General features: G+C 71.6%; 12 protein-coding genes, 1 rRNA gene and 1 pseudogene. 3 read left to right on the forward strand and 11 right to left on the reverse strand.

Annotated features, from left to right (window positions below; translation table 11 throughout):
• Positions 1-45: 45 nt before the first annotated feature.
• Positions 46-1576: ribosomal RNA gene (locus ACOBQU_RS16705) — 16S ribosomal RNA — on the reverse strand.
• Positions 1577-2462: 886 nt separating this feature from the next.
• Here ACOBQU_RS16705 and trpS point away from each other — a divergent pair.
• Entirely contained in the window at positions 2463-3500 is a 1038-nt protein-coding gene (trpS, locus tag ACOBQU_RS16710; protein ID WP_423627820.1) for a tryptophan--tRNA ligase, read from the forward strand.
• Here the strand turns inward: trpS and ACOBQU_RS16715 are convergent.
• Positions 3428-4447 carry a GlxA family transcriptional regulator gene (locus ACOBQU_RS16715; RefSeq protein WP_423627822.1) on the reverse strand — a complete coding sequence of 340 codons (1020 nt, stop codon included), beginning with the start codon at positions 4445-4447 and terminating at the stop codon, positions 3428-3430. The two genes, trpS and ACOBQU_RS16715, sit on opposite strands and share 73 nt — an antisense overlap.
• Positions 4448-4521: 74 nt before the next feature.
• On the opposite strand from ACOBQU_RS16715, the gene ACOBQU_RS16720 reads away from it, so the two are divergent.
• Entirely contained in the window at positions 4522-5112 is a 591-nt protein-coding gene (locus ACOBQU_RS16720; protein ID WP_423627824.1) for a cysteine hydrolase family protein, read from the forward strand.
• Positions 5113-5339: 227 nt separating this feature from the next.
• On the opposite strand, the gene proC is transcribed toward ACOBQU_RS16720, so the two are convergent.
• The 5 genes and pseudogenes from proC to ACOBQU_RS16745 form a co-directional block, all read right to left on the reverse strand.
• Positions 5340-6182, reverse strand: coding sequence for a pyrroline-5-carboxylate reductase (gene proC / locus ACOBQU_RS16725; RefSeq protein ID WP_423627826.1), 843 nt, complete (start codon positions 6180-6182; stop codon positions 5340-5342).
• A 108-nt stretch (positions 6183-6290) separates the two neighbouring features.
• On the reverse strand, positions 6291-7028 hold the full coding sequence (locus ACOBQU_RS16730; protein ID WP_423627828.1) for an ABC transporter permease: 738 nt from the start codon (positions 7026-7028) through the stop codon (positions 6291-6293).
• A gap of 82 nt (positions 7029-7110) precedes the next feature.
• Positions 7111-7905 (reverse strand): annotated as a pseudogene (locus ACOBQU_RS16735) (ABC transporter ATP-binding protein); the annotation flags it as partial.
• A 226-nt stretch (positions 7906-8131) separates the two neighbouring features.
• Positions 8132-8974 (reverse strand): class I SAM-dependent methyltransferase, encoded by an 843-nt coding sequence (locus tag ACOBQU_RS16740; protein WP_423627830.1) that lies wholly within the window; start codon positions 8972-8974, stop codon positions 8132-8134.
• A gap of 269 nt (positions 8975-9243) precedes the next feature.
• A complete protein-coding gene (locus tag ACOBQU_RS16745) occupies positions 9244-9756 on the reverse strand; it encodes an EamA/RhaT family transporter (RefSeq protein ID WP_423627832.1) in 513 nt (170 codons plus the stop codon).
• 231 nt (positions 9757-9987) lie between these two features.
• Between ACOBQU_RS16745 and ACOBQU_RS16750 the strand changes: the two genes are divergently transcribed.
• The gene (locus tag ACOBQU_RS16750) at positions 9988-12333 is read left to right on the forward strand and encodes a serine/threonine-protein kinase (RefSeq protein ID WP_423627834.1); all 2346 of its coding nucleotides are present in this window, start codon (positions 9988-9990) and stop codon (positions 12331-12333) included.
• A 167-nt stretch (positions 12334-12500) separates the two neighbouring features.
• Here ACOBQU_RS16750 and ACOBQU_RS16755 read toward each other — a convergent pair whose 3' ends face one another.
• The 4 genes from ACOBQU_RS16755 to ACOBQU_RS16770 all read right to left on the reverse strand — a co-directional run bounded on the left by ACOBQU_RS16755 (position 12501) and on the right by ACOBQU_RS16770 (position 16565).
• A complete protein-coding gene (locus ACOBQU_RS16755; protein WP_423627836.1) occupies positions 12501-12875 on the reverse strand; it encodes an SH3 domain-containing protein in 375 nt (124 codons plus the stop codon).
• A 193-nt stretch (positions 12876-13068) separates the two neighbouring features.
• Positions 13069-14922, reverse strand: a complete 1854-nt coding sequence (gene ilvD, locus ACOBQU_RS16760) for a dihydroxy-acid dehydratase (RefSeq protein WP_423627838.1) — start codon at positions 14920-14922, stop codon at positions 13069-13071.
• A gap of 192 nt (positions 14923-15114) precedes the next feature.
• Positions 15115-15744, reverse strand: coding sequence for a TetR family transcriptional regulator (locus ACOBQU_RS16765; protein ID WP_423627840.1), 630 nt, complete (start codon positions 15742-15744; stop codon positions 15115-15117).
• Entirely contained in the window at positions 15741-16565 is an 825-nt protein-coding gene (locus tag ACOBQU_RS16770) for a sugar phosphate isomerase/epimerase family protein (RefSeq protein ID WP_423627842.1), read from the reverse strand. The genes ACOBQU_RS16765 and ACOBQU_RS16770 overlap by 4 nt, the downstream gene beginning before the upstream one ends.
• Between the last annotated feature and the right edge of the window lie 136 nt (positions 16566-16701).

Below are 16701 nucleotides of genomic sequence, written 5' to 3' on the forward strand. Positions count from 1 at the left end.
CCTCTGACCTCACCCCGAAGGGAGTCGGTAAGAAGTGCTCCTTAGAAAGGAGGTGATCCAGCCGCACCTTCCGGTACGGCTACCTTGTTACGACTTCGTCCCAATCGCCAGTCCCACCTTCGACAGCTCCCTCCCACAAGGGGTTGGGCCACCGGCTTCGGGTGTTACCGACTTTCGTGACGTGACGGGCGGTGTGTACAAGGCCCGGGAACGTATTCACCGCAGCAATGCTGATCTGCGATTACTAGCGACTCCGACTTCATGGGGTCGAGTTGCAGACCCCAATCCGAACTGAGACCGGCTTTTTGAGATTCGCTCCACCTCGCGGTATCGCAGCTCATTGTACCGGCCATTGTAGCACGTGTGCAGCCCAAGACATAAGGGGCATGATGACTTGACGTCGTCCCCACCTTCCTCCGAGTTGACCCCGGCGGTCTCCCGTGAGTCCCCACCACCCACAAAGGGGCGTGCTGGCAACACGGGACAAGGGTTGCGCTCGTTGCGGGACTTAACCCAACATCTCACGACACGAGCTGACGACAGCCATGCACCACCTGTACACCGACCACAAGGGGGCGACCATCTCTGGCCGTTTCCGGTGTATGTCAAGCCTTGGTAAGGTTCTTCGCGTTGCGTCGAATTAAGCCACATGCTCCGCCGCTTGTGCGGGCCCCCGTCAATTCCTTTGAGTTTTAGCCTTGCGGCCGTACTCCCCAGGCGGGGCACTTAATGCGTTAGCTGCGGCACGGACAACGTGGAATGTTGCCCACACCTAGTGCCCACCGTTTACGGCGTGGACTACCAGGGTATCTAATCCTGTTCGCTCCCCACGCTTTCGCTCCTCAGCGTCAGTATCGGCCCAGAGATCCGCCTTCGCCACCGGTGTTCCTCCTGATATCTGCGCATTTCACCGCTACACCAGGAATTCCGATCTCCCCTACCGAACTCTAGCCTGCCCGTATCGACTGCAGACCCGGGGTTAAGCCCCGGGCTTTCACAACCGACGCGACAAGCCGCCTACGAGCTCTTTACGCCCAATAATTCCGGACAACGCTCGCGCCCTACGTATTACCGCGGCTGCTGGCACGTAGTTAGCCGGCGCTTCTTCTGCAGGTACCGTCACTTGCGCTTCTTCCCTGCTGAAAGAGGTTTACAACCCGAAGGCCGTCATCCCTCACGCGGCGTCGCTGCATCAGGCTTTCGCCCATTGTGCAATATTCCCCACTGCTGCCTCCCGTAGGAGTCTGGGCCGTGTCTCAGTCCCAGTGTGGCCGGTCGCCCTCTCAGGCCGGCTACCCGTCGTCGCCTTGGTGAGCCACTACCTCACCAACAAGCTGATAGGCCGCGGGCTCATCCTGCACCGCCGGAGCTTTCCACCACCAGACCATGCGGTCAGTGGTTGTATCCGGTATTAGACCCCGTTTCCAGGGCTTGTCCCAGAGTGCAGGGCAGATTGCCCACGTGTTACTCACCCGTTCGCCACTAATCCACCCCCGAAGGGGCTTCATCGTTCGACTTGCATGTGTTAAGCACGCCGCCAGCGTTCGTCCTGAGCCAGGATCAAACTCTCCGTGAATGTGAACCCGTAATCGGGTGCAACACCACGAGAGCGGAACAACCAGGAGGAATAATCCCGGTCGTTCACAGCGTCCTCGCTGTGCGCCTCCCCCAACGATTCGCGGGGAAGGACTTTTTCAAAGGAACCTCGCCCCAACCGGTGATCCGGCCGGAGACGGGGTATCAACATATCTGGCGTTGACTTTTGGCACGCTGTTGAGTTCTCAAGGAACGGACGCTTCCTTTGTACTCACCCTCGCGGGCTTTCCTCCGGGCGCTTCCCTTCGGTATTTCGTGTTTCCGACTCTATCAGATCTTTCCGGCTTCCCGGTCCGTTCCGATTTCCTCGGTGCTTTCCGGCCTTTCGGCCTTCCGGCGGTGTTGACTCTATCAGATCCTTTCGGGCCTGATTCCCGGTCAACTCGGGTTGTCTTCCCGGCCGTTGGCGGGCCGTTCCGACGAGTGAGACTTTAGCGGAATCTCGGCTCCCGGGCTAATCCGGGCCGTTCTCTCGAACGTGGATTCCTCATTTCGCGAGAACGCACGAAACGAGCCGACGACAAGACCCCCGTCGAAACGGAGAAGTCGCGCGTCGATCGCTTGAGTGGTTCTTGCGGAATGGCTGTCCGGGGACCGACCAGAGTCGGCGCTCACGTCGGACAACTCGGAGAACACTACGTTCCGGGCCCAGGGGTGTCAACTCTGGTCCAGGCCAGCCTCGACGGCGTACGGTGGAGCCATGACTACGCGTACGTGCACCCAGCAGTGGTGGGCCGCCTGACGGCGGCCGTACTCACGTATGCACTCGACGGCCGCCGCCTCGGCGGCCGTTCGCGTATCTCCCTCCGGAGGACCTGAGCCCGGCCGTCGGGTCGGTGGCCCCGTTCTGGAAGAGGAGAGCTGAGATGACGCGGATCTTCAGTGGGGTGAAGCCCACCGGGCACCTGACGCTGGGGAACTACCTGGGGGCCGTGCGGCGCTGGGCGGAGGTCGATCAGCACCGGGCCGACGCGTTGTTCTGCGTCGTCGACCTGCACGCCCTGACCGTGGAGCACGATCCCGGGCGGGTGCGCAGGCTCAGTCGGCAGGCGGCGACGCTGCTGCTGGCCTCGGGCATCGATCCCGAGCGGTGTGTCCTCTTCGTACAGAGCCACGTCGACGAGCACGCGCGGCTCTCGTACCTCCTCGAGTGCGTGGCGAGCGACGGCGAGATGCGGCGGATGATCCAGTACAAGGAGAAGTCCGCGCGCGAGCGGGCGCGGGGTGGGAGCGTGCGGCTGTCGCTGCTCACGTACCCGGTGCTGATGGCGGCGGACATCCTCGCGTACGGGGCCGACGAGGTGCCGGTGGGCGAGGACCAGACGCAGCACGTGGAGCTGACGCGGGATCTGGCGGTGCGGTTCAACCAGCGGTACGGCGGGGCGTTCGTGGTGCCGCGGGCGACGCGGCCGGAGGTGGCCGCGCGGGTCATGGACCTCCAGGACCCCACGTCGAAGATGGGGAAGTCCCACGAGGCGGGGGCCGGGATCGTCTATCTCCTGGACGAGCCGGACGTGGTGCGGAAGAAGATCGTGCGGGCGGTCACGGACAGCGGGAGCGAGGTCGTGTACGACCGGGAGGCCCGGCCGGGGGTCTCGAATCTGCTGGAGATCCTCGCGGCTTGCGAGGGTGGGAACCCGGAAGACCTGAGCGGTGTATATGAGTCGTACGGGGCGTTGAAGAAGGCCACCGCGGACGCCGTGGTCGAGCTGCTGCGGCCCGTGCGGGAGCGGCACAAGGAGCTGGTCGCGGATGCGGCGTACGTGGAGGAGGTGTTGCGGGACGGGGCCGCGCGGGCGCGGGAGATGGCGCGGCCGACGGTCGATGCCGCCTATCGGGCGATCGGGCTGCTGCCTGCCGCGCCCGCGGTGCCCGCTGGGGTGCCGGTGAACGCGGCGCGGTAGGCGCGGGGGCTGGTGGCGAGGCGCGAGGCGAAGTGCTGTCGCATCGTGACCTCGCTGCCGAAGCCCGCGCGGCGTGCCACCTCGGGCATGGGCAGGTCGGTGCGTTCGAGGAGCTTCTGCGCGGCGGCGACGCGCTGGTCGAGGAGCCAGCGCAGGGGTGTGGTGCCGGTCGATGCCGTGAAGTGGCGGGCGAAGGAGCGTGCCGACATGCCCGCGCGGGCGGCGAGGTCGGCGACGGTGAGCGGTTCGTGGAGGTGGTGCAGGGCGTAGGCGAGGACGGAGGCCAGGGCGTCGGCGTCGCGGTCGGCGCGGGGTGTGGGGCGCTCGATGAACTGCGCCTGGCCGCCGGTGCGGAAGGGGGCGGTGACCATCGAGCGGGCGATCGTCGCGGCGGTCTCGGAGCCGTGTGTCGTGCGGACCAGATGCAGGCACAGGTCGATCCCGGCGGCGGTGCCCGCGGCGGTCCAGATGTTGTCGTCCTCGATGAACAGGGCGTCGGGCACGACGTCGACGAGGGGGTGATGGGTGCGCAGGAGGTCGACGAGGTTCCAGTGGGTGATGGCGCGGCGGCCGTCGAGCAGTCCGGCCTGGGCGAGGGTGAAGGCGCCGCCGCACAGGGCGGCGAGGGGGATGCCGCGGGCGTGGGCGCGGCGCAGGGCTTCGAGGAGTGGAGGTGGTGCGGGGGTCAGGTGGTCGTCCAGGCCGGGGACGACGATCAGGTCGGTGTCGGTGAGCCGGGTCAGCCAGGCCAGGGTGCGGTCAGGGGTGAGGCTGAGACCGCCGCGCAGGGGGACGGGCTCGGGGGCGGCGGCGACGCGGCGCAGGTCGAAGGGGGGTACGCCGCGGTCGGTGCGGTCGGTGCCCCAGACCTCGGTGATCACGGCGACGTCGAAGGCGCGGACGCCGGGGAAGGCGAGCAGGGCGATGCGCTGGGAGGACGAGGGCACCGTGGCAGTAAACCATCGATCGCTGGCTTTTGTGGCTCTGGGGTGTCGGGGCCGCGGGCGGCAGCATCGAGGGCATGGAGATCGCAGAGAACGCCGCACTGGTCGTGGTCGACGTACAGAGGGGATTCGAGGAGGAGTACGAGGACTACTGGGGAGCGCGGAACAATCCGGAGGCTGATGACAACATCGCTTCGCTCATCGACGCGTGGCAGGCGACGGGGCGGCCGGTCGTGTTCGTACGGCACGATTCGCTCAAGCCGGGGTCGCCGCTGCGGACGGGGTACGCGGGCAACGAGTTCAAGGAGTACGTCGAGCAGCGGCGTGGGAAGGGGGCCGGTGCCGAGCTGCTGGTGACGAAGAGCGTGAACTCGGCCTTCTACGGAACGCCGGATCTGGACGCCTGGTTCAAGGCGGCGGGGATCTCGCAGTTCGTGGTGGTCGGGATCCAGACCAACATGTGCGCGGAGACGACGGCCCGGATGGGCGGGAACCTCGGCTACGACGTGCTGTTCGCGCTGGATGCCACGCACACCTTCGACCTGGAGGGCCCGTTCGGCTGGCGCCAGACGGCGGACGAGCTGGCCCGGGCGACGGCGGTGTCGTTGCACGGGGGTGGTTTCGCGCGGGTGGTGACGACGGCAAGCGTGCTCGCGGCGGCGCGCTGATCGCCGGGGGCCGGGGTGGTCAGCCGGGCGGGGCCCGGCGGGGGTATCCAGCCCGTCCGGGGCATTCACCCGGATGGGAGCCCGGCCAGGATGTCCAGCCCGTCCGGCGTTTGAGGACGAGGCCGGAGGCCGATGGGGGGGTGGCCGGGGGCCGACGAGCGGGGCCCGGGGGCGGCAGCCCCCGAGCCTCAGCCGCCGGGCACCCGGCAGCGGGACGGCGCCCCCGGTCACCCCCCATTGCCAGAGGCAAGCTCCCGGCTGCGGTCGCGGGCGGCCTCAAGCGCGGCGATCAGCGCGGCGCGCACCCCGTGGTTCTCCAGTTCGCGGATGGCGTTGATGGTGGTGCCCGCCGGGGAGGTGACGTTCTCGCGGAGCTTCACCGGGTGTTCGCCGCTGTCGCGGAGCATCACGGCGGCGCCGATCGCGGCCTGCACGATGAGGTCGTGGGCCTTGTCGCGGGGCAGGCCGAGGAGGATGCCCGCGTCGGTCATGGCCTCGACGAGGAAGTAGAAGTACGCGGGGCCCGAGCCGGACAGGGCCGTGCAGGCGTCCTGCTGGGTCTCGGGGACGCGGAGGGTCTGGCCGACGGCGCCGAAGATCCTCTCGGCGTGGGTCAGGTGGGTGGCGGTGGCGTGGCTGCCGCCGGAGATGACGGACATGCCTTCGTCGACGAGGACGGGGGTGTTGGGCATGACGCGGATGACGGGGACGTCGGGGGCCAGGCGCTCCTCGATGAAGGAGGTGGGGATGCCCGCGGCGGCGCTGATGACGAGGGTGTCGGGGGTGACGTGGGCGGTGAGTTCGTCGAGCAGGCGGGCCATGTCCTGCGGCTTGCAGGCGAGGATCAGGGTGTCGGCGCGCTTGGCGGCCTCGGCGTTGGTGAGGGGCTCGACGCCGTAGCGGGTGCGGAGTTCGTCGGCGCGTTCCTGGCGGCGGGTGGTGACGAGGAGGTCCGCGGGGGCCCAGCCGCCGCGGATCATGCCGCTGAGCAGGGCTTCGCCGATCTTTCCGGTGCCGAGGACGGCGACCTTGTGGCTGGCCTGCCGTTGGGGCGTGCGCGTCTGGCTCATGGCGGGGGCCTCCCGGGGGTGCGACGTTCGGGGGCCATCCTCGCATCGGGTGGGGCGCTGGCGGCGGGGTGTCCGGTGAGCGGACGGTGCGCGGACGCACCAGGGTGGTCAGGCCGTGCGGCGGCGGAGGGTGGCGGCGCCTAGGGCGAGGACGAGGACGGCGCAGGCGGCGACGATCACGGCGTCGCGGAGGAAGTCGCCGGTGATGTCGGGGTGGCGGAGGACTTCGTTCATGCCGTCGACGGCGTACGACATGGGGAGGGCGTTGGAGAGGGCTTCGAGGACGGGCTGCATGGTGGCGCGGGGAGCGAACAGGCCGCAGAGGAGGAGTTGGGGGAAGATCACGGCGGGCATGAACTGGACGGCCTGGAACTCGGAGGCGGCGAAGGCCGAGACGAAGAGGCCGAGCGCGGTGCCGAGGAGCGCGTCGAGCAGGGCGACCAGGAGCAGCAGCCAGGCGGAGCCGGTGACGTCCAGGCCGAGCGCCCACAGGGCGAGGCCGGTGGCGAGGGCGGACTGGACGATCGCGAGGGCGCCGAAGGCGAGGGCGTAGCCCGCGATCAGGTCGGCCTTGGCGAGCGGCAGGGCGAGGAGGCGCTCCAGGGTGCCGGAGGTGCGTTCGCGCAGGGTGGCGATGGAGGTCACCAGGAACATCGTGATGAGCGGGAAGATCCCGAGGAGGGAGGCGCCGATGGAGTCGAAGGTGCGCGGGCTGCCGTCGAAGACATAGCGCAGGAGCAGCAGCATCAGGCAGGGGACGAGCAGCATCAGCGCGATGGAGCGCGGGTCGTGGCGGAGCTGGCGCAGGAAGCGGGCGGCGGTGGCGAGGGTGCGGTAGGCGTTCACTGGGGGCTCCCGGGGGTCTGGGGTGGCCGGGGGGTCTGGGATGCCTCGGGGGTCCGGGGGTCCCGGGGGGCTGGGGGTGGGCGGTGCGGGCGGCGTTCGCCTCGTCGACCAGGTGCAGGAAGGCCGCCTCGACCGTGGTGGAGCCGGTGCGGGTGCGCAGGGCGTCGGGGGTGTCGTCGGCGAGGATCTCGCCCTCGCGCATGAGGAGCAGGCGGTGGCAGCGCTCGGCCTCGTCCATGACGTGGGAGGAGACGAGGATCGTGGTGCCGCGGTCGGCGGCGATGGTGTGGAAGAGCTGCCACAGGTCGCGGCGGAGTACGGGGTCGAGGCCGACGGTGGGTTCGTCGAGGACCAGCAGTTCGGGGGCGCCGAGGAGGGCGACCGCGAGGGAGACGCGGTTGCGCTGGCCGCCGGAGAGGGCGCCCGCGAGGGCGTCGGCGTGGCTGGTGAGGTCGACGTCGGCGATGGCGCGGGTGACGTCCTCGCGGCGGCGGGCGGCCGTGGCGCCGCGGCCGGGGGCGAGGACCGCCGCGAAGTACTCCAGGTTCTGGCGGACCGTCAGGTCGTCGTAGACGGACGGGTCCTGCGTGACGTACCCGACGCGGGAGCGCAGGGCCGGGGTGCCCGCGGGGCGGTCGAGGACGTCCAGGGTGCCGGTGACCTTGGCCTGGGTGCCGACGACGGCGCGCATCAGCGTGGACTTGCCGCAGCCGGAGGGGCCGAGGAGCCCGGTGATCTGGCCGCGCGGGACGGTGAAGCGGAGGTCGCGCAGCACGGTGCGGTGGCCTCGTACGACGGTGAGGGAGCGGGCGCGGACGGCCGGGGCGGCGGTGGTCGGCGGGGCCGGGGCGCGGGGCGGTGTCGAGATATTCATCATGTGATGATTATGTGCGCCGGGAGGTGGTGGACGTCAAGGGCGGAGGGCGCTTCGGGGGCGCTTCGGGGGCGTTTCGGGAGCCGTCCGGGGTTGCTGCGAGGTCGTTTCCGGGTCGTCTCGGGGTCGTCTCGGGGTTGCTTCGCGCCCGGATGCGGCACCGAGGCGGGGCCCGGGTGTGCGGGCCCCGCCTCGGTGTCGGGGGTTTTCAGGGTTCGGGGGCAGGGGTTCAGGGGTTCCGGGGTTCAGATGTCCCGGGGTCTTGGGGTCTTGGGGGTCTTGGCGGGCGGGGGCTGCGGACGACCGTGAGGTCCACGGCGTAGGCCTCCTCGACCGTGCCGTCCGGGAAGTGGGCGAGGAGGGCGGTGCGCTCGTCGGCGAGGACGGGGGCGGCGCGTTCGGGGCCGAGGGTGGCGAAGTAGGAGCGGCTGCCCAGGTGGGCGAGGTGCAGGTCCAGGGGCACCCGGCGCGTCCAGTGGAGGCGGCGGTGGACCGGGCCGAGCCCCGGCACCTGGCGGTCGATGATGCGGTCGGCGTCGCCGGTGGTGCCGTGCGCGTGGTAGCCGGGCAGCCGGGCCTTGAGGCGGGCCTCCTGGGCGGCGGCCCAGGGGACGTCGGGGTCGGGCACGTTCCACCACAGGGCGAGGGTGCCGCCCGGGCGCAGCACGCGCAGTGCCTCCGGCACGGACAGGCTCGGGTCGGTCCAGTGGAAGGCCTGGGCGTAGGTGACGAAGTCCGCCGAGGCGTCGGCCAGCGGCAGCACGTCGCCCGAGGCGCGCAGCAGCGGAACGCCGGGGAGCTGCGCACGCAGCCGCGCGCCCATCGCCGGGCCGGGTTCGACGGCGATGACCTGGGCGCCCCGGTCCCGCAGCAGCCGGGTGGCTATGCCGGTGCCCGCGCCGACGTCGACGACCGTGGCACCCGCGAACGGGGCGTCGGCCAGTTCCTCGACGAGGTCGAAGAGCGCGGACGGGTAGCCGGGGCGGGCGGTGGCGTACTGGGCCGCCACGGAGTCGAAGGACAGGGCTAACTCGGTGGGCGTGATGCGGTGTGCCAGTTCTTCTTCAGCCATGGCGCCATCCTCGCGCGCGGCGGCCGGGGTTCGCGGGTGTTTGCTGGCGTTACTCGTGGCGTTACCCGCGGCCGTCCGCCGCCGGTGCCCGCCCGGCCGTCCGCCGCCGGTGCCCGCCCGGCTGTCCACTGCCGGTGCACACCCAACTGTCCGCCCCCGTGCGCGCCGCGCCGCTTGGCTGCTTCGGCCACTCGGCCACTTCGGCCACTTCGGTCGAGTAACCACTCGGCCGAGCAACTACGTGGCCGGGCGGCTACTCGGCCGAGTAGCTACGTGGCGCTGTCGCGGCGCCCGCGCTTAGAGGGGTTGCCGGTGCGGCGCCGTGTGCGCTTCGCGTACTGCTCGCGCGCCGACTCGTACTCCGCGCGGTGCAGCTTCTCCCCCGGCGCCTCGGTCAGGGAGCGGAAGAAGTAGGCGAGCAGCGAGCCGATGAAGCCAATGGTCATCAGGCCGCGCATCGACGCCACCGACTGCGGGTCGTGGCGCTTGCCGAAACCCTCCCACGTGCGCCGGAACGCGATCGCGCTGCAGAGGGCGAACATGACCACGACCAGCACGTTCACGAACGCGCCCACGTCCGCGATCTCCAGGCCCTGGTACGCGAAGCGCAGCACCAGGCAGCCCGCGGCGGCCGCGACGAGCGACCCGACCGCGACTCCGGCCCGGCGCAGCCCGTACCGGTCGGTGTGCTCCACCCAGGACGTCCCGAAGAAGCGGAGGGGCTCGGGCTGGGGGCCCGGCGGGGTGCCCTGGGTCTGCTCTGTACGCGGTTCCTCGCTCACACCGTCGATTATCGCCGCCCGGTCGCCACGCCTGCCGAACGCCCGGCCGCGGCGCGTACCACCGCCCGGCCACCGCGCCTGTCCGCCGCCCGCCCCCACCGGGGAAGCGGAGGGGCGCCCCGCGTTTGCCGCCGGTACGCGGCGCCGACTTGCCCCTCCTCCCCACCCGGCCGTTAGTTTGTGCGGACAGGAACAGGCACAGGGAATGGCCGGAACGGGGAGGTCGAAGAGGTGGCGCTCCGTGAGGGAGACCCTGAGGAGATCGGCGGTTACCCGCTGGAGTCGCGGCTCGGCTCGGGCGGCATGGGCACCGTCTTCCTCGCGCGTACGGCGTCGGGCCGACCGGTGGCGATCAAGCTGATCCACCAGCAGTTCGCGGCCGACGACGAGTTCCGGATCCGGTTCCGGCAGGAGGTCGCCGCGGCCCGCAGGGTCAGCGGCGCGTTCACCGCCGCCGTGGTCGACGCCGACCCCGAGGCGCGGCACCCCTGGATGGCCACCACCTATATAGAGGGGCCGACGCTCGCCCAGCGCATCGCCGAGCGCGGCCCCATCGGCGGCGCCGAGCTGCGCACCCTCGCCATCGGCCTCACCGAGGCGCTGCGCGACATCCACCGCGCCGACGTCGTGCACCGCGACCTGAAGCCGTCCAACGTCGTGCTCTCCCCCGAGGGCCCGCGCGTCATCGACTTCGGCATCTCCCGCGCCGCCGACCAGCAGACGCTGACGATGACGGGGCGGGTCATCGGCACGCCGCCGTTCATGTCTCCCGAGCAGTTGCAGACGCCGCGGGGCGTCGGGCCGTCGTCGGACGTGTTCTCGCTGGGTACGTTGCTGGTGTACGCGGCGACCGGGCAGGGGCCGTTCGACGCGGACTCCCCGTACATGACGGCGTATCAAGTGGTCCATGAGGCGCCCTCGCTCGGTGCCGTGCCGCCCGAGCTGCGGGCCGTCGTCGAGCCGTGCCTCGCCAAGGACCCGGCCGCCCGGCCCTCCGTGGACGAACTCCTGGTGCGCCTGCGGGACCTGCCGACGGAACTCGCGGCGGCGCCAGGCGGCGGCAGCCGGACCAGGGACACGGCGACCCAGCACCACCTGGCCGGGGACACGGGCAGCACCGGGAACGCAGGGAGCACCGGAGGCACAGGGGGCGCGAGCGGAACCGGGAGCGCCGGGGCCGGGGGCGCGGGCGCCGCGGGGAAGGGCACCGACCCGGCCCACGAGACGGCGCCTCCCGGCAGCAGCCCCGCGCCCGCCGCGCCCACCGCGCCGCCCGCCACGCCCTTCCGGCGCCTTCGCCGCCGCTGGCGCCCCGTGCTGGCCGCCGCCGTGGCCGTCGCCGCGATCGGCGGCGGGGTCGCGGTGCTCCAGGCGGGCTCCGGCGGCAAGGACGGCGGCGCCGACGGCGCCCCGCCCGGCAAGGGCCGCACGGTGGCGGCGACCGGCGCGGCCCTGCCCCACGGCTTCAAGCCCTGGCGGCAGAGCGTGCCCCCGGGCCAGGCGAAGATCACGGACGAGCTGCGCTGCGTACCGCGCGGCCAGGCGCTGTTCTGCGGGGGCGGTGGCGTGGTCGCCACCCGCGTCAGGGCCGCCGACGGCCACCGGGAGTGGACGGTGCACAGCCCCGGCATCCCCGTACAGAACACCTCCATCGTCGGGGTGGCCGGTGACACCGTGCTCGGCTACCGCATGGCGGCCGACGACAACGCCCCCGGTGACGTCGTCGCCCTCGACGCCGCCACGGGCGAGGAGCGGTGGTCCACCTCCGCCGGTGCCCTGTCGACGGCGGTCACCGGCCGCGGCCAGGACGCGGTGATCGTCGGCTCGGCCGTCCTGACCGTCGACGCCGACGGCACCCGCGTCGAGTCCCACGCGGTCCGCTCCGGAAAGGTCCTGTGGCGCAGCCCGTTCCCGGCGGGCCAGGACTGCTCGCCGCTGGCCGCGGGCGGCCGGGCGTACGTGATGTGCGGGCCGGGCCGCCAGGTCTCGGAGTCCGAGGTGCGGAACGCCACGATCCGCGCCGTGGACCCCGTCTCCGGCAGGTTCGGGGCGTCGGTCCCGCTGGCCGGGCCGGTGGAGCCGCTGGGCGCGGCGGACGGGCGGCTGGTCCTGGCGAAGCGGCGGGTGGGCGAGGTCGGCGTCATCGAGTACGAGGCCGTGGTCCGCGTCGACCCGCGCAGCGGCAGGGCCACCACGACCGAGCTGGGTACGAGGTACGGCGGCACGCCCGAACTGGTCGGCGGGACGGTGTACTTCACCGAGCAGAACGGCACGGTCAGCGCGGTCGACCCGGTGTCCGGCAAGCGGGCGTGGACCCGGCAGACGGACGTCGAGGGCGCGTCGGGGCCGGTCGCGGGGCCGGGCGAGGCGCTGTACCTCAGCTCGGCGAGCGGCCGGGTCGCCGCGCTCGCGGCGCGCGACGGCGAGCGGCTGTGGTCGACGGGCCCGAAGACGAACGGGACCTCCGACGTCGGCATGGAGCCGCGGGTGACGTTCGTGGGCCGGGCGATCGTGGTGGCCGGGGCGGACAACCTGCTGTTCGCCTTCGACACGGCGAAGCCGCCGCGGCCGGAGTGAGGCGGGGCCGCGGCGGCTGTGGTGCGGGTGGTGCGAGGGGGCGCCCCCACCTGCGCCCAGCGCCCCGGGTTCCTCGGGCCCCGGGCTCCTCGGGCCCCGGGCTCCTCGGGCCCCCGGGTTCCGCGAGCCCCCGGCTCACGGCGCCCGAGGCCCCTCACGCTCCGGCGTCAGCAGCGCGGTGCCACATAGCCGTCGCTGCCCGTCCTGACGTACGTGTCGGAGATGTAGCGCCCGCTGCCGATGCGGTCCCAGATGTCCGAGGTGCCGGTCGGCCCGGTGACCTTCTCGCCGGGGCGCTGGCAGCCGATCGTGACGCGGGAGCCCGCGCTGAGGCGGCCCACCTTGGCGTACGAGGTGCCGGGGCCCGAGCGGACGTTGACGTCGGCGACGACCGGGTAGCGGCGCGCGGCGAGCGCCGTCACATCCGCACCAGCCGCACCATCTGTACCAGCCACACCATCCGCGCCAATCACACCAGCCGCATCCACGGCCTCGTCCGTCACATCGGACACATCAGTGATCGTCAGTTCTTCGCTGCTCATCGTGATCCCCCGTCTTCCTCAGAACCCCCGTCAACGGGCGGCGCGGGCCGCCCGTGGCATGTACTCCACACCATAGACGCGCCCGCGCACAGCACCAGTTGCAGGACATATCAGGACAGTCTCGGGCGGCCCGAGGGGGCCCGAGGGGGCCCGAGGGGGCCCGAGGGGGATCATCCGCGGAGAGCCGGGCGGCTCAGCCCAGCTTCGACACGTCCCGCACCGCGCCCTTGTCCGCGCTGGTCGCCATCGCCGCGTACGCGCGCAGCGCCGCGGAGACCTTGCGGTCGCGGGACTTCGGCGCGTACACCCCGCCGAGGGCCTCGCGGCGGCGGGCCAGTTCGCCCTCGTCGACGAGGAGTTCGATGGCACGGCCCGGGATGTCGACGCGGACGCGGTCGCCGTCCTCGACGAGGGCGATGGTGCCGCCGGACGCCGCCTCCGGGGAGACATGGCCGATGGACAGGCCCGACGTGCCGCCGGAGAAGCGGCCGTCGGTGACCAGGGCGCAGGCCTTGCCGAGGCCGCGGCCCTTGAGGAAGGAGGTGGGGTAGAGCATCTCCTGCATGCCGGGGCCGCCCTTGGGGCCCTCGTACCGGATGACGACGACGTCACCCTCCTTGACCTGCTTGTTCAGGATCTTCTCGACGGCCTCCTCCTGCGACTCGCAGACGACGGCCGGGCCCTCGAAGGTCCAGATCGACTCGTCGACGCCCGCCGTCTTCACCACGCAGCCGTCGACGGCCAGGTTGCCCTTGAGGACGGCGAGGCCACCGTCCTTGGAGTAGGCGTGGGCGACGTCGCGGATGCAGCCGTTCGCGGCGTCCGTGTCGAGGGTGTCCCAGCGCTCGGACTGCGAGAAGGCCTCGGCGGAGCGCACGCAGCCGGGGGCCGCGTGCCACAGCTCCACGGCCTCGGCCGACGCCGAGCCGCCGCGAACGTCCCAGGCGTCCAGCCACTCCTTGATGGAGGCGGAGTGGACGGTGCGCACGTCCTCGTTGAGCAGCCCGCCGCGGTACAGCTCGCCGAGGATCGCGGGGATGCCGCCCGCGCGGTGCACGTCCTCCATGTAGTACGTGCCCTGCGGGGCGACGTTCGGGGCGACCTTGGCCAGGCACGGGACGCGGCGCGAGACGGCGTCGATGTCCGTCAGGTCGTACCCCGCTCCGGCCTCCTGGGCGGCGGCGAGCAGGTGCAGGATCGTGTTGGTGGAGCCGCCCATGGCGATGTCGAGGGCCATGGCGTTCTCGAACGCGGCGTGGGTGGCGATGCTGCGCGGCAGGACGGAGTCGTCGTCCTCGTCGTAGTAGCGCCTGGTGATCTCGACGACCGTCGCGCCCGCCCGCTCGTACAGCGCGCGGCGGGCGGTGTGGGTGGCGAGGACCGAGCCGTTGCCGGGCAGGGAGAGGCCGATGGCCTCGGTCAGGCAGTTCATGGAGTTGGCCGTGAACATGCCGGAACAGGAGCCGCAGGTCGGGCAGGCGTTCTCCTCGATGCGCAGCACGTCCTCGTCCGAGACGTTCTCGTTGGCGGCGTCGACCATGGCGTCGATCAGGTCGAGCTTGCGGACCGTGCCGTTGACGAGGGTGGTCTTGCCCGCCTCCATGGGGCCGCCGGAGACGAAGACCGTCGGGATGTTCAGGCGCAGCGCGGCCATCAGCATGCCGGGGGTGATCTTGTCGCAGTTGGAGACGCAGATCAGGGCGTCGGCGCAGTGCGCCTCGACCATGTACTCGACGGAGTCGGCGATCAGGTCGCGCGAGGGCAGGCTGTAGAGCATGCCGCCGTGGCCCATGGCGATGCCGTCGTCCACGGCGATCGTGTTGAACTCGCGCGGGATGCCGCCCGCCGCGCGCACGGCCTCGCTGACGATGCGGCCGACCGGCGCCAGGTGCGTGTGGCCGGGCACGAACTCGGTGAAGGAGTTGGCCACGGCGATGACCGGCTTCCGGCCGATGTCCGCGCCCGGTACCCCGGAGGCCCGCATCAGGGCGCGCGCGCCCGCCATGTTGCGGCCGTGGGTGACTGTGCGGGACCTCAGCTCGGGCATCGTCGCTCGCTCCTTAGGGGGCAGATCCCGATACGGCGCCCGACGCGGCGATCGCGGATCTGGCTACGGCTGTCGATACGGCCGAGCGTACGCCGATGATCCAAGATCCGGACAGGGTGTCCGGATGGCGGGACGGGCGTCTCACTTCCCCGGGGCTGTGGCGCCCTGGGGGGAACCCCGTCAGGTGGCGCCCTAGGGGAACCCCGCCAGGTGGCCCTGCACCACCGGGGCGATCCGCGCGACCAGTTCCTCCACGTCCGCCGACGCCAGGGGCTCGACCCGGATGACGTACCGGAGCATCAGGACGCCCACCATCTGGGCCGCCGCCAGCTCGGCGCGCAGTTCCGCGTCGGGCAGGTCCAGGGTGTCGGCGATGCGGGCCAGGACCTGGGTGGCGACGAGGCGGCGGAAGACGGCGGCGGCCGTCTCGTTGTTCACGGCCGAGCGGACGATCGCCAGCAGCGGGGCGCGCGTCTCCGGGTTCTCCCAGACGCCGAACAGGAACCGGACCAGGCGCTCGCCCACGCCCTCCGGCGGCCCGCTCTCGATGGCGTCCGGGGCCCGCAGGGCGGGCGCGAAGAGCACCTCGACGGCCGCGGCGAAGACCTGCTCCTTGGTGCCGAAGTAGTGGTGTACGAGCGCCGAGTCGACCCCGGCGGCCTTGGCGATGGAGCGCACCGACGCCTTCTCGTACCCGTGCTCGGAGAACTGGACGCGGGCCGCTTCCAGGATCACCTCGCGCATGGCGGGCCCCTGTTCGGCCTGCGTGCGGGAGGGGCGGCCGCGGCGGCGGGGCGTGGGGGCGGGCGCCTGGCCGGTCATGTGCGCGGCACCTTCACCGCCGATGCCAGGTGCAGGCGCGTGAAGGCCAGGGCCTCGGCGAGGTCGGCCTCGCGCTCGGCGCTGGACATGGCGCGCCGGGTGTTGACCTCGATCACCACGTGGCCGTCGTAGCCGGTGGTCGCGAGCCGTTCGAGCAGCTCGGCGCAGGGCTGGGTGCCGCGGCCCGGCACCAGGTGCTCGTCCTTCGCGGAGCCCTTGCCGTCGGCGAGGTGGACGTGGCCGAGGCGGTCGCCCATGCGGTCGACCATCTCCAGGGCGTCCGTGCGGGCGGTGGCGGTGTGGCTCAGGTCTATCGTGAAGTGGCGGTAGTCGTCCCGGGTGACGTCCCAGTCGGGGGCGTAGGCGAGCATCTCGCGGTCGCGGTAGCGCCACGGGTACATGTTCTCCACGGCGAAGCGGACGTCCGTCTCGTCCGCCATTCGCCAGATGCCCTCGACGAACTCCCGTGCGTACGCCCGCTGCCAGCGGAACGGCGGGTGCACCACGACCGTCGACGCGTCCAGCTTCTCCGCGGCGGCGCGGGCCCGCTGGAGCTTCACCCAGGGGTCCGTGGACCACACCCGCTGGGTGATCAGGAGGCAGGGGGCGTGCACCGCGAGGATGGGGATCCGGTGGTAGTCGCTCAGGCGGCGCAGGGCCTCGATGTCCTGGCTGACGGGGTCCGTCCAGACCATGACCTCCACGCCGTCGTAGCCGAGGCGCGCGGCGATCTCGAAGGCCGTCGCCGTGGACTCCGGGTAGACGGAGGCCGTCGACAGGGCGACCTTCGCATCCGGGATGCGCACGACTGGTTCTGCCACGAGGGACAGGGTACGCGGGCCCTCTTCTGGCGTGGGCGCCCGGCACCGCCCTTATCGGCGCTCCGCGCCTCGTCCTCAAACGCCGGACGGGCTAGATCTTCGCAGGCTGGGCTGGATGCTGCCGGTGCGGCGGAGT

The sequence above is a fragment of the Streptomyces sp. G45 genome (assembly GCF_049542095.1).
GTDB lineage: Bacteria > Actinomycetota > Actinomycetes > Streptomycetales > Streptomycetaceae > Streptomyces.